Source organism: Marinomonas sp. IMCC 4694 (assembly GCF_008122525.1).
Taxonomy (GTDB): domain Bacteria; phylum Pseudomonadota; class Gammaproteobacteria; order Pseudomonadales; family Marinomonadaceae; genus Marinomonas.
Genome location: NZ_VSRV01000001.1, coordinates 1,906,523 through 1,925,168 on the forward strand (window position 1 = coordinate 1,906,523; position 18,646 = coordinate 1,925,168).

Genomic DNA, 18,646 nt, shown 5'->3' on the forward strand with positions numbered 1-18,646 from the left:
ATAGGAGCAACAGACTCATGTTTACCGCGTCATCTCAACTCAACGTCACCCTTATTTGTGGCCCTACCGATATGCGAAAAGCCATTGATGGACTCTGTAATATTGTCGCCTACAATCTTGAAAAAGAGCCTTGTAGCGAACAATTGTTTGTCTTCTGTGGACGAGCACGTGACAAGATCAAAATCCTGCAATGGTCAAACAATGGTTTTTGGTTACATTACAAACGATTGGAAAAAGGCCACTTCCAATGGCCGGGGATTGATGATGAACTCTTGTCCCTTCAGGTTTCCTCCAGACAACTCAATTGGTTGCTGGACGGCCTACCGATTCATTCTTCACAAGCTCATCCGCATTTAACCTACCGATATCATGACGAATAGCCCATTTGGTTGGTATAATCCAACCCATGAAAATACGCTCAGAAGACTTACCCAATGACATTGACTCGCTTAAGGCCAAATTGCTTGAGCAAGCTTTGCTATTGGATGAAAAAGACAGTCTTCTGGGTAAAAAGGATATTCTGCTTGCCCAATGGCAATCCAAGTATCAGCTTATTTTGGAACAGTGGCGTTTGGCGCAGCAAAAGCAGTTTGGCAAAAGCTCGGAAGTCTCGCCCGGCCAAGGAGAGTTGTTTGATGAAAGTGCGATTGAGGCAGCAGAGGCATTAACCGATGCCGAGCCTGAAACGCAAACCATCTCTTACACTCGTGCCAAGCCTAAGCGCAAACCCTTGCCCAAAGACCTGCCGCGCGAAATCGTTGTGCTGGACGCTGCCGAGTCTGATAAAGTCTGTTCCTGCTGCCAAGGGGCGCTTCATTGTATTGGTGAAGACCGTTCTGAAAAGTTAGAGTTTATCCCAGCCCAACTCAAGGTCATCGAAACAGTCCGCCCTAAATACGCGTGCCGTGAGTGTGAAAAGACAGGCACGCAGAACGCCATCAAACAAGCGGCTATGCCACCGAGTATTATCCCAAAAGGCATCGCCACACCGAGTTTGCTGAGTCAGATTATCACCGGTAAATTCCAATACAGCTTACCGCTCTATCGACAAGAAACCTTATTTAAACAATACGGTATTGAGTTAAGCCGACGAACCATGTCAGATTGGATGAAAAAATGTGCTGATGCCTTAGAGCCGCTTTATGAACGGCTACATCAAGAATTACTGAAACAGTCCGTCATCCAAGCCGATGAAACCACGCTTAATGTGATTAAAGAAGCTCGTTCAAAATGCTACATGTGGGTGTATTGCACTGGCAATGATGCCCCAGACAAACACAACCCGATCCCGAATATTGTCTTATACGATTACCAACCGACTCGAAGTGGGCAATGCGCCGTTGATTTTTTACAAGGCTTCGATGGCTATCTCAATGTGGATGGTTATCAAGCGTACGAATCGACCCAAGCCACGCTGGCAGGCTGCTGGGCACACGCACGTCGAAAATTCATTGAAGCCGAAAAAGGCATGCCAAAGGGCAAATCAGGAAAAGCGACCATCGCCATCAGCTACATCAAAAAACTGTACGCCATCGAAACGCTGGCCCAACAGGCCGACAATGCAGAAGCCGCATTTAAAATCCGTCAGGAACAAGTCCCCGAAGTCTTAGCGAACTACAAAGCATGGCTTGAAAAATCGGCTCAACAGGTGCCACCTAAATCCTTATTAGGCAAAGCCATCCAATACAATCTCAATCAATGGGACAAACTCAGTGTTTACTTGACTGATTGGCGCATCAACATCGACAACAATCGTGCTGAACGCGCCATTAAACCCTTCGTTATTGGACGTAAAAATTGGTTGTTTGCTAACACAGGAAGTGGCGCAAAATCCAGTGCCATGCTTTACAGCATCATCGAAACAGCGAAAGCCAATGGGCTTATCCCGTATGATTACTTAGTCAGATTGTTTGAAGAACTGCCGAGAAGAAAGGAAAATGATGACATGGACGATTTATTGCCGTGGAATATCAGGCTAACTTAAGTTTGAGAATAAAGAGAAAAACCTTCCCGCTGCATCCATGCAGCCTTGAATCTTCCTGAAAAGAGACAGAACCTCCATCCTGGAGGCGTGGGCAAATCCGTTCGCCCTCTGTCTAATAATTAATTTACCGATATAATCCCTTCCATGCAAGCCTGATGATAAAGAAACTCTTTTTCAAGGTGGTGATTACCGGACGCTTACTTTTGTTTTCTACATTAAAAGCGGGCATCGATCAGACACTCCCTCCAATAGAGAGCTCGCCCTATTTATATGAACAACGCTTAAGTTGGCGAACCCATATCCAATATTATAAAACACTAAATAATATGCCAATGGCCTTGTACTATCATGCTCTATTGGATTTTAATCAGGGAAAGAATGAAATCGCACAAAGTCTGCTTAACAGAGCGTTAAAAGATGCGAAACAAAATGAATTAATTATAATGAATAAAACAAAAAAACAGTTTGATATCATCATAGAAGCCGAAGAAATTGAACATCTCATTAGTGAAAATTTATAATTATACATTAAAAAAGGGTTACCTATACAGGCAACCCTTTTTATTCTGCAATAAGAAAATTATTATAATAACTCTTTAATCTCTATTAAAGATTGGTAATATCATTTAAAAAAATAGAAAATAATATTATTTAGCTGATTGAGCATGCAGTTCATTAAACTGAGCTTGAAGTTCAGCGTGCTTTTTAATGTAAACCGCTTCTCTTTGATCAAAGGTGTAAGCGCCATTCAAGTTGATGCTGGTGTCAACAGAAGCACCCATGTTTTTTAGGGTTACGCCTAATGCCTCCACACTGCCTTTTGCACTTTGTACACGTTGATCACCCGTTTCTGCAAAAGAAGCCGTCGTTGCAGCCGATAAAATCAATGCAGTAAATACTGTTTTAGTAAACATTTTCATGAATGTTACCTTTTAAAAATAATAATGAATGGGATTTGCGTTTCGATGGATTTATAATAACGTGTTTTTAAAAACAAAAAAGGCGCCGAGCAATGCTTCCATCATTTTTCCAAATACGAATCAATTCACATCATATTCATTTAAATCCCACACAATTGATAGAAAACTAAAAAAATGAGACGAGATCACCATAAAATGAGACTAAAAAAAGACAAAATCGGTATCCACAATCAACTTACATTGCATTTTAAATAGCATTCAGAACAAACACGCTATAAAAAGTCGTTCCGCCATGCAAAATTTGCTAATCTAGTGCCTCCAATAAGATACGATTCATTATGACGCCGTTAGCTTTAATCGATAATTTAGAACACCTACCCAATCCTTTTACTCAATTCGAAGGCATTGCGGCTCATTTAGAGAAAAGTACACCGCTTCTTCGAGAGCCAGAGTATCGTCGTGACCTGCAATTGGCCTTGTGCTTCATTTACAGCTATAACGGCTCGCAAGCGACCTTTAACTCTTATCGACGAGAAGTCGAGCGCTTGCTGCTTTGGTCATGGTATTTTGCCGCTTGTCCCACCACTCAGCTTCGCCGTGATCAAATTGAAGAATTTATACATTTTTGTATGACTCCGCCTGAAAGTTGGATTGGCACTAAAAACGTTGCGCGCTTTAAACTGCATATGAGCGAAAGAGTCGCTAATAAAGACTGGCGTCCCTTTGTCGCACACGTCAGCAAACTGAATTTTAGAAATGGTGAGGTTCCGGAAATTAAACAACACTCCTTATCCCAAGCAGCGATTCGAGCGACCTTCTCGATTTTGTCGTCTTATTATGGCTTTTTGATGCAAGAAGACGCCGCGGGACAAAATCCGGTCGCCCTGATTCGTCAAAAAAGCAAATTCGTCAAAAAAGAAGTGACCCGTAAACAAGTGAGGCGCATTTCTAATTTGCAATGGGACTATGTGATCGAAACGGCCGAGATGCTGGCCGAAGAAGATCCAGTGAATCACGAAAGAACGCTGTTTATTATGAATGCGCTGCTGGGCATGTACTTACGTATTTCAGAGCTGGTTGCGGATGAACGCTCTGCGCCGGTGATGGGAGATTTTATCAAAGATACGGACGGACATTGGTGGTTTAAAGTCCTGTCAAAAGGCAACAAAGAGCGTCTTGTGGCCTTATCCGATGATATGCTGAACGCATTAATGCGCTATCGCCGTTTCCGTGATTTGCCTCTGCTACCAACCATTGCCGAAAATACGCCGGTGGTGCCGAAAAACAGAGGCAAAGGGGCGATGACGAGCTCACGACAAGTGCGTAACATTGTGCAATTTTGTTTTGATAGAGCCTATGAACGCATGTGCGAAGATGGCATGAAAGCCGATGCAGACGACCTAAGGGTGGCGACCGTTCACTGGTTGCGTCATACGGGCATATCAGAGGATGTGAAAACACGCCCAAAAGAGCACGTTCGAGAAGATGCCGGTCACGCCAGCATGGCCACCACGGATAAATACATCGATACCGAATATCGTGAACGCCATGCCAGTGGACGCAAGAAAACGCTTAGGCCTCATTAATTCAGATTTCACTGCGATTAATCTATGTTTCGCTCCAGCGAGCTAAGCGGCTTTCATCTTTAATATTCGCTTCAACCCAGTGGCTTTTTTCGCCTTGGGTTTCTTTTTTCCAAAAAGCCGCGCGGCTTTTCAAATAATCCATCATAAAATCACACGCCTGAAACGCTTCCGCACGATGAGACGCACTGACGCCGACAAACACAATTTGATCGTTCACCGACAATCGCCCGACTCGGTGCACAACGCACACATCAAGCAAAGCCCATCGCGCGTTCGCCTCCTCAACAATGGCTTGCAAGTTATGTTCTGTCATTCCCGGATAGTGTTCTAATTCAAAAGAACAGGCGTCTTCTGGCAAATCAGCAAACTGTCTGACGAGACCGACGAACATCGCCACAGCGCCCGTTTTGTTTCTTTTTAATAATGTTTCATACAAGCTTTGTACGTGAAAATCTTCATGTTGTACGGAAATCATTTATCCTCCTGTGACCGGTGGAAAAAATGCCACTTCACGTGCTGTGTGTAAAATGGTGTCTTTGTCTCGGCTAAATTCAAAATCAATCGATGACTGGACACCAGAGCCTAATAACGCCTGCCCATGCTGTAATTCTTTCGCTAACCGCTGCTTCAACGCCCCAATAGTAAGCGGTGCACTCAGCTCAATGGCGTGCTCACTTAACCCTATCGATTCCTTTAGGGAGGCAAAAAATACCACGTTAATTCTAAACATCCAATTTACTCCAGTCCCCACTCTTACCGCCTTTTTTTTCTAGCAAGGCAATCGTTTGAATCACAATCCCTTTATCGACGGCCTTACACATGTCGTATAATGTCAGCGCAGCAATACTGGCACCGGTTAAGGCTTCCATTTCAACCCCCGTTTTGCCGGTTAACGAGCAGGTACAAAGTACTTCAAGTTCACAGTCGCTGATCACATTAATGTCGACGGTCACTTTTGTCAGCATCAAAGGGTGACATAAAGGGATCAACTCCGGCGTTTTTTTAGCGCCTTGAATCCCTGCAATACGTGCCGTCGCTAACACATCGCCTTTTGGTAAACCGCCTTCAATCACTTTAATCAGAGTGCTTGGCTGCATCAAAAGAACCGCCCGAGCCGTCGCCGTGCGCTTTGTTGACGCTTTGTCGGAAACATCGACCATGTGAGCATGGCCTTCATTATCAAGATGGGTTAGCTGATCACTCATAAAAATCCTAAGAACGTGTTTGACTTAAAATGACCGCTATATTTTAAGAAAGCGTCCACAATTGCAAGTAAATGCGCCTTTGTCAGCGTGAATAAATCGTGCATAATGCGGGCAACGTTATTTTCACCCACCCTGACAATTATGGTAAACAGTCAAGATCGTATGAGCTTACTAGACGATTATCAATTGCTGGAAATCCCCACCACGGCCAACGAGCAAGAGGCTAAAACTGCGTTTAGACGCCTCGCACGCCGTTATCATCCTGATAAAAACCCAGACACCGACACCACGGCGATTTTTCAACAACTGCAAGCGGCGTACGAAAACGTTCAAGGGGCGATCCGACTCGGTGAACAGGTTGTGGATTGGCAACCTTTTAGTTTTACTAAAGAGACCGCTCACAGTTCCGGCGCCAAAAACCGTTACGCTCATACCTCAAGCGCGACCGATAAAGAACAGGAAGCTTTTATCAAAGAGCGGCAACGCGCTTATAACGATATGAAGCGCAATAACGCGTACCAAGAAAAAACCCGCGCAGAAGCCATAAAAGCCGCACGTAATACGCTCAATGAAAAGCGCATCAGAGCCTTGTATGAGGAAGCCTTTAAGTCCTCTAAGAATTTTACGACGCAAGGCTATCAATACACAGATACTGACGTTCAAAACTCGACTGACATTCCACCCTATCACTCTTTTGTTGATGACGAGCAAACCGAAATACCAACACCGCCGGTAAATTACTCTATTCAATTCAATGCCGCAAAAGCCATATTTAAAGTAACCACGTATCTAGCCTGCTTTGCCGCGGGCATTTATGCCACCTTATATTGGCAATCTGACCAATCCGCTCAACGAGATTCTATGACAAACAGTCACTACGTCAGCGGCTTATACCCACAGTATAGAATAGGAAACGGTTACACTATAAACACGACAATTCTATATGCGGAGCCAGACACCAACAGCGCTCCCATACAGACCATCACACCCATGAGTGAAATGCAGACCATTAAAATACTGGGCGATTGGCTAACCGTTCGATACCAAGGAAATAATGGTTGGGTACAAGCAAAAAACATCGGCTATGGAAGTGCCCTTAACGCCCAAAAAACCGGCTGCCTTGGTCAACCCGGTCTAGCGCCAGAGCATGGCCAATTGATGGGGCAGGCTAATAGCTCTAGTCGGTTGCGAATTCTCAATCAACTGCCAGAACACAGCCTGTTAACGTTTGAATCCTATGATGGCCGAGCGCCCTTTTCTATATACCTTTACAACAAACAGGCTTATGCCGCTAATTACATCCCTAAGGGCAACTACCGATTGGTGTTGGAAACCGGTTCCCTGTATCATCATGAATGCAATAAATTCCTCTTTAACGACACAACCCAAGTCATTCTAGACAACGTCGATTTTGCCAGCACTGAGCAATCGCTCACGCTCACGCCTTAATCTCTCTAGCTGACACCTGACTTCGAGTACATCGCGACCCATGTTAAGTAATATCCGAATTGTATTAATCAACACCTTTCACCCTGGCAACGTCGGCGCGATTGCACGCGCGATGAAAAACATGGGCTTAACCAACCTGTATTTGGTCGATCCAAATGATTATCCGTCTGACGAAGCCACCAGCCGTGCCGCGGGTGCCGTGGATGTATTGGAAAACGCTACGATTGTATCGACGTTAGAAGCCGCCATTGCCGATTGTAGCCTCGTTATCGGTACCAGCGCACGTCATCGCACTTTTCAATTGCCTATAATGAACGCTCGAGAATGCGCAGAAAGTGTGGTTCCAGAAGCCGTGGAGCATAATATCGCGATTGTGTTTGGCCGCGAGACGACAGGTTTACTTAACGAAGAAATTGCTCAGTGCCATCGTCAAGTCTACATTGATGCCAACGATGACTACCCCGTATTAAACATTTCACAAGCGGTACAAATCGTGGCATATGAAATTTGGATGGCCAATCAACAAGCGAAATCAAACGAAAACGCGAGCACCAAGAACCTCCCCGAGTATCCGCACAAAAAAGACATGGATTTGTTCTACGAGCATTTAGAAGACACCCTATATGGCATTAACTTCATTGTTCGAAATCATCCAGGCAAGATAGTCGATAAGCTGCACCGCTTTTTTAATCGCTCGCGACCTGAAAAACAAGAACTGGGTATTTTGCGTGGCATACTCGCAGCGGTACAACGCGAAGCCGGTTTAACCGATGCAAATAATCACGCAGATAAAAAAGACACTAAGAAAAACGAACAGAGATAACCCGTTTCAATTTGTAAGTAGCAAAGGCAAAAGTGGTACCTATAAAAGTGATACCTACAAAAGGGGCACTGACAAAAAAAGGTATTTATATAAATTGATACTTGTAAAAATGAAATTCATAAAAAAATGCAGCCACTAGGCTGCATTATTGTTTGTCGCTCTTTTTATGCCACTATCGAGTCGAAATATTACTTCTCAGCGCGCCCCGCGAATTTGCGTTCTTCCACGTTTACTTTGATGCGGTCGCCGGTGGAGATATGTTCTGGCACTTGAATAATCGCACCTGTCGATAATTTAGCCGGTTTGTTACGAGACGTAGCCGATGCGCCTTTAATAGAAGGGTCTGTTTCAACCACTTCTAGCTCAACGTTAGTCGGCAGTTCAATCACGACAGGCACATCGTTTACTAAAACCACTTGAATGCCTACCGTGTCTTCGTTTACAAATAGAATTTCTTCTTCAACGGCACTCTTGTTCAAGCTGTATGGCGTGTAGTCTTCGTTGTCCATGAAAACGTATTCGTCTCCATCAGAGTATGAAAACATGACCTGACGGCGAATCAAGTCGGCAAGATCGATCATGTCGGAATCTTTAAACGTCTCATCCAATTTGCGACCACTTACCACATCGTACATGCGCATACGATACAAACTGCCACCGGCTCGACCTTGCGGTACAGAACGCTCAATGTCTTTCACTATGTAGGTTTTATTATCATAGCTAATCGCGATATTTTTTTTGATCTCACTGGCCTTAGGCATTTTTTTGCGTCCTAAAATTACGTTCTATAAAGATAAACAGGGTCATTAAATTCATTGCAATTTTGAAAGGCTGATCCTAATCCAGTTTGACAAAGTTCGCTAGCCAATACACAAAGATTTCATCGACAAATCGTGAAAATACACACTTTGTCGATGATTTATCGTTATCGATCACGGAACTACGAGGCTTAGTCTGTCGCCTTCATATGTGGACTCATAATCACGTGATAGATGGGATACAGCACATCAGCACCTAAGATCTTAGAACGCTCAGGAGACCAGCCAACCACGTCATCCGGTAAATTCTGATTATCTTTAAAAGGCATCTCTAAAGTGAAAGACAAGCACTTGTAAGTTTCACCCACCCATTTGGTCGCAACGGTCAAATTGGCTTCGCCAAATTGATCTGGCGTGTAGCCAATCTCCGTTTGAAAATCGGGGCTGACCGACACAAACATGTCTTTAAACAAGGCCTCCATGGCTTTCATGCGGCCATCGAAAGACGGTACACCTTGGCAGCCATCCACAAAATTTACGGGCAGGGCCTCATCGCCATGAATGTCTAAAAATAGGTCTACACCGGTTTCGGCCATTTTTTTCTGCACGGCCAACACTTCTGGGCTGAACTCTGGAGTGGGGTTTTTCCACTCACGGTTTAAATTCACGCCTTTAGAATTTACGCGTAGATTGCCATGTACAGCGCCATCTGGGTTCATGTTCGGAACCACGTAAAAACGACATTGATTCAACAAGGCTCGAGCGACCGGATGAGACTCGTCGAATAAACGCTCTAATAAACCCTCGATAAACCATTCCGCCATGGTTTCACCTGGGTGTTGACGCGCAATAATCCAAATATTTTTCGCCAGCCCTTGGGTTTTGCTGATTTCCAACAAAGTGATGTCGCGCCCTTCTGCGGTTTCACCTAGATGATCCGTAATACAATCTTCGTGACTGGCAGCCCATGCAATCATGTCTAAATGACGCTCGTAACTGTATGGCGCAAAATACGCGTAGTACACGCTGTCTTGTTCGGGCTGATGGGTAATCACTAGCTTGCCATCGACGTATTCTGTTGGTACGCGAAACCAATCTTCACGATCGTAAGACGCTACCGCTTGATAATCTACCCAACCGCCTGGGTAAGCTGCGTCGCTGGCGTTCTCGAATTGAATGACGCATTGTTCGCCCATGCCGCCTTGTAAGCGAAAATAAAACCACTGTAAAAATTTAGAGTTTGTATCATTAGGGATCTTTACTCTAATATTGTGCGGCTCCGCAGCATCAATAACGGAGATATTACCGCCATCAAACGCACTACTGATCTTGATTCGGCTGGTCATTCATTCTTCCTTAACAATCAAACATTGGTTCTAAATTATGGCAAGTTTACCTATATTCATCACGGCTGTCGCCAACTCTTCCGATGATCCCGCGTTCCCTTTGATGTTCACTTGGTCTACCCACGAAGCGCAGGTCAAAGAAGTGCTGGTTATTCCCGATGACGAGTGGCTGGAGTCACACAGCATAGAGCCAAACGTGCACGACCTAGACGAGCAGCAACTCTACGAATTTGGTTTTGAAGCCAGTGACATTTTAGCAGAATGGATAAACGAGTTTGATACCGATGTCATTTATGGACTGGACCCAGAATTAATAAGCCAACTCGTGGAAGCCACTTACGACGTTAAAGGGTTAGAACCCAGTTTCGAAGTTCAAGGTATTCATGCATGGTTTGAAGAGCGCGACGTCAATCTAAATGACGCTATTACCGAACAAGGCAACCACACCCCGTTGCATTTGATGGCGCCAGACGAATTAATCATTCAATTATTGAACATTGCCGTCGAACATGAGCTCATTAACCCAAGCGACATTCCAGCGGTCGAACAGTAAGCTGACGGTAGAGTCTTACTGTGCAGAGACTAGCGGCATCGAACCCCGCTATGAAAATCCTGTTCGACATCGTTATTTTTTAGTACCCTGCGCTTCTTTCACGCAGGGTGCCTAGCTTAATGACGTCAAAAATATCGAGTCTTATTTTGTGTTTGCTGATGATGTTGCCATGGTCGTTGACTTATGCCTCGTTGGATTTTTCTCTTGTTCAGCGCTTCGCAGTATTATCAGACGACACCTACCTTGACTCAGCCGAATTAGCACAACGCCTTGACGCACAAGATCAACGACTCATTCATCAATCACTCATCACACAGTCTCAGGTCAGTTATTTTTTAAGTGACGAAGGCGGCACACAAACTATTGCTATTCGAGGTACTGCGAACCTTGAAAACGCCATGCTGGATTTAAATATTGCTCTCAACCCCAACGCCACCTTGGGAATTAAGTTACATCAAGGTTTTGATGCCGGAGCCAAAGCGGTTTATGACGACATTAAGCCTTTCTTAGACAGACACTCACCCATTCATCTCACAGGGCACAGCTTAGGTGGTGCGATAGCGGTGATTTTGGCGCTTTACCTCCAGCAAGATGGCTATGACGTGACGCAGGTAGTGACTTTTGGTCAACCCAAAGTCACTAATGTTACGGGCGCGAACCGATACAAGGCATTGCCTTTGCTTCGAGTGGTCACATTAGAAGACATTGTGCCTCTTGTACCACCCATTAGTCCTTTACAAATTAAAGAGTTAGATATTTTCTGGCACATAGGAGAAGAGATTATCTTGATGGACAAACAAACGTATTCTCAAACCAATGGCGTAAAAGCCATGTTACGAGCAACAAAATTTACCACATCGATACCAAGTGATAAAAACCTGAATGCGCATCGCATGAGCACTTATCTGACACTATTAGAATCCCTTCAAACGACACCTAAAAAAGTGCCGTACAAAACGAACATTAATGTCTTTGGCTTCTCATTCGATTAGTTGCTCAGCCGTAAACCAATAGGCAGCGTTTCGCCAACAAGTGCATTCAACTCATCGCTGTTGATTTCAACGTGACTTTCCAAGCGCTCCAGCCATTGTGCTGGGCATTTGTCTTTTTTGAGTTTATTAGCGATTTTTTTGCGATAACCACCGAGCGCTTGTGATTCGCCAACACTCACCTGACTCATCAATACGGCAGCAAGACCTGCTTGCTTGCGCTTCTTCCAGTCTTCTTTTAGTACCAAATCCAATATACCAAATAGCGGATCTTCACTGATACGATGACCTTGATCATCCAACAACAAATGACGTGACGCAATGCGCCCAATTGTCCACCATGCCGTATCCGGCTCAGAGGTTTTGCTCAAACGTTTGAGCAACCAGTCTATTGTCATGGCTTTATCGTCGGCAGAAATTTTTTCTAATGCACCGACCAAGCGAATAAGATCGTCGCTGGATTTAGTGGTCAGTGCCTTCATTTTATCTCGTGAACGCTGACCTGTCGGTGAATAATATTGGCTGAATTGTTTAAAACAGTCTTGTTGTTGCTTTGTCGTCAAGCCACCCGCAATACGCCGAAATAAGGTCCAGTATTGCCCCCAGACAGGCGCACTATCGAATTGAGTGCCTGCCTTGGTGCTGTTTACAACCTGTTGAACCCGTGTCATATCTTCAGCCGCGCCAAAACCAGGGCGCAGGCAATACCCTATAAGCTGAAGCCACTGGCGCTCATGTTGGGCACTTTTCGTGCGTCCTGATTTAACGCTCAGCAATTTATCCACCAAACGACGTGACGTAGCTAAGTTCCAGTCATCACGATTGCCCAGTAGCTGATCTAAGTCTTGTTTCAGCGATTTCACTAAGTCCGGATATTGCTTTTGGCCCGCATTGGAAAAACATTTTGCGAGGTGCTCTTCCGCTTGCCCCATGTGAGCATGCAGTAAGCCAGACGATAACTGATTGGCGTCTTGGTCATTATCAGCCGACACCATGGCAGACTGGGTAGAAAAGTCCAACCGCCATTCATCCCGTTGATTCTGGGCGTTTAACATTACTTGCAGTACCCCCACTTCCGTCATTTGAACCGAAAGCGTCACAGAGACTTCTGCCGTATCGACCGACGCGTCTAATTCTGTCATTAAGGTGGAAATATAATGCAGTCCTTCTGGGCCACGCACCGCTCCGATGGCACATTCAAAGTGGTCATCCGAACGATATAAGGGAAACTGAACATGCTGGCCCAATGTGACAGTGAAGGTTTCATCCAAAGTGATCACATCGCCTTTTAAGGTATCTTTTGGCAAAATACCGACGAATTGATCGTCGCCCACTTTGAGGTACAAACTGTGTGCCACGCCACTTTCAATTCGAACCGCCGCTCCAGCTAAGGAATGCAAATACGCCACCGCGCCCTTTGCAACGGCGTCATTTGGCTCATCGGCCACACACGCTAATAAAGACTGTGTTGACCATTCATGTAACTGCTCCAATAATCGTTTTTTTAATATTGGACTGTTAAATAAACCGCCATTAAATAACACGGCATCAGGCATCATTGAACCGGTTGCCGCAAAAATAGCTTCTTTGTGTTGAGATAGAAACGTGGCTAAATGACGCGTAAAAGCAGGGTCTGATTCATATGGCAAACCCAAGGTATGCATGGCGTAATCGCTTTTTTGCACCGGCTCATCGAGTGACACTAAGGGAAAAAAACCAGCTTGAACTTGCTCGTACAATGCGCCTTTATCCACGGAGAATTTTTGCGAACCGCCAATTAAACGACTACCACCACCCAATACGGTGATGGTGAGGGAATCTGGTGCATCGTCACTTAATAGAGTTTCTTTGGCCTGTCGTGTTTGCTGAACTAACGCCGCCAAGCGCGTTGCCGATAACGCAGAAATTTGTTTTGGATCAAGCTGAAACGCCAAGGCTTGATCCAAATTATCACCACCCAACAATAGATGCTCACCCACCGCGATGCGTTTCAGCGACACTGAAGACGAACCAGGCCGAATGGCCACTAAACTAAAGTCGCTGGTACCACCACCAATATCGACGACTAAGAGCATTTTTCTATCGACTAGCGCCGCCAACGTCTCATCATTATTGATGTAGTGATAGCACGCGGCCTGCGGCTCTTCGAGTAAATATAATTGAGTGAGGCCAGCCAATTGTGCCGCTTCCAGCGTTAAAGCACGGGCCTCTTCATCAAATGATGCGGGTAAGGTTAACGCGATCGACTGAGACTCTAATGGCGCATCGGCGAAGCGATGATTCCAGCATTGTTTGATGTGGGTTAACACTATTTGACTGGCTTGTAAGGGACTGAGTTTTTTCGTAAATTCACTGCCCCAAGGCAAAATCGCCGAACGACGGTCAACTTGACGATGACTCAACCAACTTTTCGCACTTTGTATTAACTGCCCAGCTCGGCGCTGCCCTAAGGCCAGCGCCCCCACCCCCACCACTCGCTCTGTATCATGATGACGCCACGGCAAAACGGGGATTATCTTTCCCGCTTCATCACTCGCCAACACATAAATAGCGCTTGGAAGATGGTTAAACTCTTGCACGGAACCATCTGCCATAACTTGTGGTATAGGCAATAGTTGAGGTGATTCGCTGTTAGCTTCCTTGGCATCGATAGCACAATAAGCAACGACGCAATTGGTCGTTCCTAAATCGATGCCGACACGATAAGTTGGTTGTACCATGGTTACGCCTCCCTAACTTGAAACTCAATGGTCCAACTTAGGTCGGATTGGGTATCGTGAGCTTGCAGTAATAAGAGACCTAATTCCGTCACGCGGGCGGTTAGATACACTCGCACCATGTCGCCAGCTTGATAATGCCCTGCGTCCAACAAAATAGAGAACGGGCTAAGCTCATTTAATTGCCCTATTGAAAAAGACGCGATAGCTCGGCCGACTGAGTCAATATCGCTGTTATTTGATTGGAAAAAGCGGAACATCACACTTTCACCCACCACCAGCGAAAACTCATTCGGTAGCCTTTGCTCATCCGAGCCTTCTTCTAAACCAAAAGGGGCCACACAAATGGCATCAACCGGCGGCGCCATACCCGGAATTGCTGGCATTGGGCTCGCTACGCCAACGTAATAATTCGCCGCCAAACCACTTTTTACCTTAACCCCGCCTTCGGCCTGCACTTGGGCGTAATAAGTGGCGCCTTTTGCGACCGCATGATCTAAATGCGAGGGCGTCAGCATAGTCAGATTTTCTTGCCCCAACATGTGTACCAGACGCGCTTCTAACGTACTGCGAATCACAGCCGCGTTAAACACACCGCCATTCAATAAAATTTTCGTCGGCTTAACATCATGTTGAGCAAGAAATTCAGTGATATGACGGGTGATGGCAGGGTCGCCTTCGTAGTCTAAATTGATCGCACTAAAACCACTGCGGGCGGTTTTTTGAGCTTGCTCACCAAACTGAACCACAGGGAAAAAGCCATCAATTAAGAGTCGTTGGACATCTTGCTGGCTCAAGCGGGTTTTAATGCTGTTGTTAAACACACTGCGACCACGGCTTGGCACCACCACACTGACCTCTGCAAGATCCACATTCGATAAGAGGCGCTCTTTGGCTTCACGACACGCCTGAGTTAAGCCACTGATCTGCCAAGGCTCAAGATGAGTGCCTTCTTGAGCCAGCTGGGCGGCAAGATGGTAAGTTAAAGTGAGATCCATATTATCGCCGCCAAGCAAAATATGCCGGCCTACGGCTACTCGCTCAAGACCCAAAGCCCCGTCATTATCGACAGCCTGAATCAGCGATAAATCTGTGGTGCCACCGCCCACATCGACAACAAGAAGATGCTCGTTGACATCTAGGCTGTCGCTCCACTTTGGTTGATCGGACAGCCAAGCGTAAAACGCCGCCAGTGGCTCTTCGATGAGACGCGCTCGCAACCCAACCCGTTCTGCGCTTTGCTCGGTAATCGCTCGTGCCGCCGGATCAAACGAAGCTGGCACCGTAATAACCACGTCTTGCTCGCTAATGGGTGCATTCGGAAATTGCTGCGCCCACGCATTGACAAGATACGCCAGCAAATCTTGAGTGACCTGAGCAGGCGAAACTTTTTCCACTTCGGCCAAAGCATCGACAGGCAAAATGGGGTCATTCGCATTGACGCGAGAGTGGCACAGCCAACTTTTTGCGCTTTGAACTAGACGCCCGGCAGACTTAGCCCCTAATTCACGTGCTAACTGACCAACAACTGAAGGTGCTTTACCCCAAGGGAGTTGCAAGTCACTCTCTAAAAATTCAGTTTGATGCGGAAAATAGACAAACGAAGGTAATGAAGGCCGAGCATCCACTTGACCCGCTGCGATGAATTGAGGAATCAAGAGTTGTTGAATGTGACCAGTGTGTCCCGACGAGGCATAAAAGACAGCAGAATGCGTGGTACCTAGGTCAATACCGATAAAATACTTATCCATGGTTTATACCTCGATTTCAGCAGGCGCCAGAATGTTTAAGCTGTCTGTGTTGGTGACTTTTGGCAAACGCGTCTCAGTGATTTTCCAACCGGGATGAATCAAGGTACCAGAATAAGGCCCCTTGCCTTCTACCCGTCCTTCCAACTTGATTTGCTTGGCGTCGTAATCCGCTGAGACCTCTACGCGACTGTTTTCAGCCGCGCTGTTAACCACATCGATAGTGAAATGTTGATTTAACACTTTGGCGCAACCAGCATGAATTTGACGAGACGCTGCACCGACATCCGCATCGCTGTAGTTGTCGATACTTTCTTGCACGAAATCAATGAAACGTGCTTCTTGTTGCAGCAATTGCAGTAATTGATGCGCACCGTCGGCGTTTACCGTGTCCAACACTGGCGCTGCCACTTCAATTTCACGAATCACTTCAACCGTTTCCGTGATGACTTTTGGCTCAGATTCAAAGGCAAACAATTGGCCTTGGCTTGCTGTTTGACAGCGAGCGGCATAATCGCCGCTCCCCATGTACTTGAAAAACTGGCCAAACGCGCCGAAGAAGCGCGGTAAAAAAGCAACTGGTTTAATTTTGTTTGTCATAATTTATCCGTTTTGCATGTCTTCAAGCTCAAGCCAACGCTCCATGGTGCCCTCTAATTCTTCTTCTTTGTGGGCCAATTTGGCTAAGGTTTTTTGTACGTTTTCAGCGTCGTCAGCGTAAAAATCGTTGCGGCTTGTGATCACATGAAGCGCAGCGATTTCCTCTTCTAATTTGGCAATTTTAGCGGGCATGTCATCAAATTCGCGTTGAATTTTATAACTTAATTTTGCTTTTGGCTTGCTCGTCTCTTTTGTGTCAGTGGCTGTCTCTACTGCCGCTGCACCCTTCGTTTTGACTTTAGGCGTGTCTGTTTGGGATGTGGATTCTGTTGGGAATTTACCGCCTTGGCGAATCCAATCTTTATAGCCACCCACATACTCTTTAACATGACCTTCGCCTTCAAACGCAATCACGCTGGTGACCACGTTATCTAGGAACGCACGGTCATGGCTGACTAACAGCAAGGTACCGTCGTAGTTCATCAGGAGTTCTTCTAACAACTCCAATGTTTCCACATCGAGGTCGTTGGTCGGCTCATCCATAATCAATAGGTTAGCAGGACGCGTGAACAACTTCGCTAATAACACACGGTTACGCTCACCACCTGACAAGGCTTTAACAGGGGTACGAGCACGCTCAGGCGGGAACAAGAAATCGCCCAAGTAGCCAATCACGTGCTTATTTTGACCGTTGATTTCAATAACGTCTTTGCCTTCACCCACGTTTTCCGCCACGGTTTGCTCGGGGTCAAGCTGCTCTCGCAATTGATCAAAATACGCCACATTGAGTTTCGTACCTTGACGAACCGTGCCCGACACAGGCGCTAAATCGCCCAATAGGATTTTTAAGAAGGTACTTTTACCGCAACCATTAGGGCCAATCAAACCAATACGATCACCGCGGTTAACAATAAAGTCCATCGGCTGCAGAATGACTTTATCTTCAAAAGAATGGCTAACTTGGGTGAATTCTGCCACCAATTTACCCGATTTTTCTTTGGTCTCGATCGCCATCCTTGCATTGCCTTGGCGACCAATACGTTCTGAACGCTCTACTCGCAATGCTTCTAAAGCTCGGACTCGGCCCTCATTACGGGTCCGACGCGCTTTAATACCTTGGCGAATCCATACCTCTTCTTCAGCTAAACGCTTATCGAACAAGGCATTGGCACGCTCTTCTTCTTCAAGCAGCTTTTCTTTAAAAGTAAGAAAGGCATTGATATTGCCACTAAAAGAAATCAGGTTGCCACGATCCAATTCGATAATACGGTTGGCTAATTTTTCTAAAAAACGACGGTCATGGGTAATAAACAAGATCAAACCGCGGAATTGTTGCAGCTGTTGCTCCATCCATTCGATGGTCGGCACATCCAAATGGTTAGTCGGTTCGTCCAGCAACAAAACGTCTGGATTGGCAATAAGTGCTTGCGCCAAAATAACTCGACGACGCCAGCCACCTGACAATTCAGACATTAACTTATCGGCTGGTAGCGCTAAACGCTGCACCATATGATTAACGCGTTGCTCTAAATCCCAGCCTTGGATGCGATCCAGTTCGGTTTGAATGTCGCTTAGCTCATCGGCGTGATCGTTTTCGAAATCTTCCAGTAGTTTAAAATAACGCGTCATCAATTCATGGGCTTGCCCGGCTCCTTGACTGACCACTTCACGAACGGTTTTTTCGTTCGCATCGGGCAATTCTTGAGGTAACTGACTGATCGTCATACCGCCTTCAAGGCGAACCATGCCTTCGTCAGGCACTTGTTCCCCTGATATGACTTTTAATAAGGTGGATTTACCCGCGCCATTACGACCGATGATCGCAACACGCTCACCGGCTTCGGCAGAAAAACTGATTTTTGACAGCAGTGGATTATGCCCAAAAGCAACACTGATCTGTTCTAACGACAATAGACTCATATCTATCCATATTAAGTAAAAATTTTGTGGCAATATAGTAGCATTCTT

Annotated in this window: 18 protein-coding genes; 8 read left to right on the forward strand and 10 right to left on the reverse strand. The window is 45.8% G+C overall.

From position 1 onward, the window contains the following. Positions 1–17 precede the first annotated feature (17 nt). The 3 genes from tnpB (at position 18) to FXV75_RS08705 (ending at position 2,505) form a co-directional block, all read left to right on the forward strand. A complete protein-coding gene (gene tnpB, locus FXV75_RS08695) occupies positions 18–380 on the forward strand; it encodes an IS66 family insertion sequence element accessory protein TnpB (protein ID WP_148830796.1) in 363 nt (120 codons plus the stop codon). Between the two features lie 26 nt (positions 381–406). Beyond that, on the forward strand, positions 407–1,984 hold the full coding sequence (tnpC, locus tag FXV75_RS08700; RefSeq protein ID WP_148830795.1) for an IS66 family transposase: 1,578 nt from the start codon (positions 407–409) through the stop codon (positions 1,982–1,984). A 155-nt stretch (positions 1,985–2,139) separates the two neighbouring features. Further along, complete coding sequence (locus FXV75_RS08705; protein ID WP_148832567.1) at positions 2,140–2,505, forward strand: hypothetical protein; 366 nt, start codon at positions 2,140–2,142, stop codon at positions 2,503–2,505. A gap of 126 nt (positions 2,506–2,631) precedes the next feature. Here the strand turns inward: FXV75_RS08705 and FXV75_RS08710 are convergent, their stop codons facing one another. Next, positions 2,632–2,904 carry a hypothetical protein gene (locus FXV75_RS08710; protein WP_148832568.1) on the reverse strand — a complete coding sequence of 91 codons (273 nt, stop codon included), beginning with the start codon at positions 2,902–2,904 and terminating at the stop codon, positions 2,632–2,634. 338 nt (positions 2,905–3,242) lie between these two features. On the opposite strand from FXV75_RS08710, the gene FXV75_RS08715 reads away from it, so the two are divergent. After that, positions 3,243–4,490 (forward strand): tyrosine-type recombinase/integrase, encoded by a 1,248-nt coding sequence (locus FXV75_RS08715; RefSeq protein ID WP_148832569.1) that lies wholly within the window; start codon positions 3,243–3,245, stop codon positions 4,488–4,490. A 22-nt stretch (positions 4,491–4,512) separates the two neighbouring features. Here FXV75_RS08715 and FXV75_RS08720 read toward each other — a convergent pair whose 3' ends face one another. Genes FXV75_RS08720 through moaC form a run of 3 tightly spaced genes read right to left on the reverse strand, consistent with a single transcriptional unit; the run spans position 4,513 to position 5,695 of the window. After that, on the reverse strand, positions 4,513–4,965 hold the full coding sequence (locus tag FXV75_RS08720; protein ID WP_148832572.1) for a molybdenum cofactor biosynthesis protein MoaE: 453 nt from the start codon (positions 4,963–4,965) through the stop codon (positions 4,513–4,515). Continuing rightward, positions 4,966–5,220, reverse strand: coding sequence for a MoaD/ThiS family protein (locus FXV75_RS08725; protein ID WP_148832574.1), 255 nt, complete (start codon positions 5,218–5,220; stop codon positions 4,966–4,968). Next, positions 5,213–5,695: a cyclic pyranopterin monophosphate synthase MoaC gene (gene moaC, locus FXV75_RS08730; RefSeq protein WP_148832576.1), complete on the reverse strand. Its 483-nt coding sequence runs from the start codon at positions 5,693–5,695 to the stop codon at positions 5,213–5,215. The genes FXV75_RS08725 and moaC overlap by 8 nt, the downstream gene beginning before the upstream one ends. A gap of 162 nt (positions 5,696–5,857) precedes the next feature. Here moaC and FXV75_RS08735 point away from each other — a divergent pair, with 162 nt between their 5' ends. Both FXV75_RS08735 and trmJ read left to right on the forward strand, forming a co-directional pair. Further along, positions 5,858–7,144: a J domain-containing protein gene (locus FXV75_RS08735; protein WP_148832579.1), complete on the forward strand. Its 1,287-nt coding sequence runs from the start codon at positions 5,858–5,860 to the stop codon at positions 7,142–7,144. Positions 7,145–7,184: 40 nt separating this feature from the next. Continuing rightward, on the forward strand, positions 7,185–7,967 hold the full coding sequence (trmJ, locus tag FXV75_RS08740; RefSeq protein WP_148832581.1) for a tRNA (cytosine(32)/uridine(32)-2'-O)-methyltransferase TrmJ: 783 nt from the start codon (positions 7,185–7,187) through the stop codon (positions 7,965–7,967). 188 nt (positions 7,968–8,155) lie between these two features. Here the strand turns inward: trmJ and yeiP are convergent, their stop codons facing one another. Together yeiP and FXV75_RS08750 are read right to left on the reverse strand one after the other, a co-directional pair. Next, positions 8,156–8,728 (reverse strand): elongation factor P-like protein YeiP, encoded by a 573-nt coding sequence (gene yeiP / locus FXV75_RS08745; protein WP_148832583.1) that lies wholly within the window; start codon positions 8,726–8,728, stop codon positions 8,156–8,158. 188 nt (positions 8,729–8,916) lie between these two features. Further along, on the reverse strand, positions 8,917–10,071 hold the full coding sequence (locus tag FXV75_RS08750; RefSeq protein ID WP_148832585.1) for a carboxypeptidase family protein: 1,155 nt from the start codon (positions 10,069–10,071) through the stop codon (positions 8,917–8,919). A gap of 37 nt (positions 10,072–10,108) precedes the next feature. Here FXV75_RS08750 and FXV75_RS08755 point away from each other — a divergent pair, with 37 nt between their 5' ends. Further along, the gene (locus FXV75_RS08755) at positions 10,109–10,624 is read left to right on the forward strand and encodes a hypothetical protein (RefSeq protein ID WP_148832587.1); all 516 of its coding nucleotides are present in this window, start codon (positions 10,109–10,111) and stop codon (positions 10,622–10,624) included. Between the two features lie 119 nt (positions 10,625–10,743). Further along, a complete protein-coding gene (locus FXV75_RS08760) occupies positions 10,744–11,616 on the forward strand; it encodes a lipase family protein (RefSeq protein WP_148832589.1) in 873 nt (290 codons plus the stop codon). On the opposite strand, the gene FXV75_RS08765 is transcribed toward FXV75_RS08760, so the two are convergent. The 4 genes from FXV75_RS08765 to FXV75_RS08780 are packed head-to-tail and all read right to left on the reverse strand — an operon-like array spanning position 11,613 to position 18,598. Then, positions 11,613–14,333 carry a hsp70 family protein gene (locus FXV75_RS08765; RefSeq protein WP_148832591.1) on the reverse strand — a complete coding sequence of 907 codons (2,721 nt, stop codon included), beginning with the start codon at positions 14,331–14,333 and terminating at the stop codon, positions 11,613–11,615. The two genes, FXV75_RS08760 and FXV75_RS08765, sit on opposite strands and share 4 nt — an antisense overlap. A 2-nt stretch (positions 14,334–14,335) precedes the next feature. After that, positions 14,336–16,081 (reverse strand): Hsp70 family protein, encoded by a 1,746-nt coding sequence (locus tag FXV75_RS08770; RefSeq protein WP_148832592.1) that lies wholly within the window; start codon positions 16,079–16,081, stop codon positions 14,336–14,338. A gap of 3 nt (positions 16,082–16,084) precedes the next feature. Beyond that, the gene (locus FXV75_RS08775; protein ID WP_148832594.1) at positions 16,085–16,678 is read right to left on the reverse strand and encodes a DUF2760 domain-containing protein; all 594 of its coding nucleotides are present in this window, start codon (positions 16,676–16,678) and stop codon (positions 16,085–16,087) included. Between the two features lie 3 nt (positions 16,679–16,681). Beyond that, complete coding sequence (locus FXV75_RS08780; RefSeq protein WP_148832596.1) at positions 16,682–18,598, reverse strand: ATP-binding cassette domain-containing protein; 1,917 nt, start codon at positions 18,596–18,598, stop codon at positions 16,682–16,684. Positions 18,599–18,646 lie beyond the last annotated feature (48 nt).

Coding starts and splice junctions, on each gene's coding strand:
- tnpB (WP_148830796.1), top strand. CDS start 18: ATGTTTACCGCGTCATCTCAACTCAACGTCACCCTTATTTGTGGCCCT.
- tnpC (WP_148830795.1), top strand. CDS start 407: ATGAAAATACGCTCAGAAGACTTACCCAATGACATTGACTCGCTTAAG.
- FXV75_RS08705 (WP_148832567.1), top strand. CDS start 2,140: ATGATAAAGAAACTCTTTTTCAAGGTGGTGATTACCGGACGCTTACTT.
- FXV75_RS08710 (WP_148832568.1), bottom strand. CDS start 2,904: ATGAAAATGTTTACTAAAACAGTATTTACTGCATTGATTTTATCGGCT.
- FXV75_RS08715 (WP_148832569.1), top strand. CDS start 3,243: ATGACGCCGTTAGCTTTAATCGATAATTTAGAACACCTACCCAATCCT.
- FXV75_RS08720 (WP_148832572.1), bottom strand. CDS start 4,965: ATGATTTCCGTACAACATGAAGATTTTCACGTACAAAGCTTGTATGAA.
- FXV75_RS08725 (WP_148832574.1), bottom strand. CDS start 5,220: ATGTTTAGAATTAACGTGGTATTTTTTGCCTCCCTAAAGGAATCGATA.
- moaC (WP_148832576.1), bottom strand. CDS start 5,695: ATGAGTGATCAGCTAACCCATCTTGATAATGAAGGCCATGCTCACATG.
- FXV75_RS08735 (WP_148832579.1), top strand. CDS start 5,858: ATGAGCTTACTAGACGATTATCAATTGCTGGAAATCCCCACCACGGCC.
- trmJ (WP_148832581.1), top strand. CDS start 7,185: ATGTTAAGTAATATCCGAATTGTATTAATCAACACCTTTCACCCTGGC.
- yeiP (WP_148832583.1), bottom strand. CDS start 8,728: ATGCCTAAGGCCAGTGAGATCAAAAAAAATATCGCGATTAGCTATGAT.
- FXV75_RS08750 (WP_148832585.1), bottom strand. CDS start 10,071: ATGACCAGCCGAATCAAGATCAGTAGTGCGTTTGATGGCGGTAATATC.
- FXV75_RS08755 (WP_148832587.1), top strand. CDS start 10,109: ATGGCAAGTTTACCTATATTCATCACGGCTGTCGCCAACTCTTCCGAT.
- FXV75_RS08760 (WP_148832589.1), top strand. CDS start 10,744: ATGACGTCAAAAATATCGAGTCTTATTTTGTGTTTGCTGATGATGTTG.
- FXV75_RS08765 (WP_148832591.1), bottom strand. CDS start 14,333: ATGGTACAACCAACTTATCGTGTCGGCATCGATTTAGGAACGACCAAT.
- FXV75_RS08770 (WP_148832592.1), bottom strand. CDS start 16,081: ATGGATAAGTATTTTATCGGTATTGACCTAGGTACCACGCATTCTGCT.
- FXV75_RS08775 (WP_148832594.1), bottom strand. CDS start 16,678: ATGACAAACAAAATTAAACCAGTTGCTTTTTTACCGCGCTTCTTCGGC.
- FXV75_RS08780 (WP_148832596.1), bottom strand. CDS start 18,598: ATGAGTCTATTGTCGTTAGAACAGATCAGTGTTGCTTTTGGGCATAAT.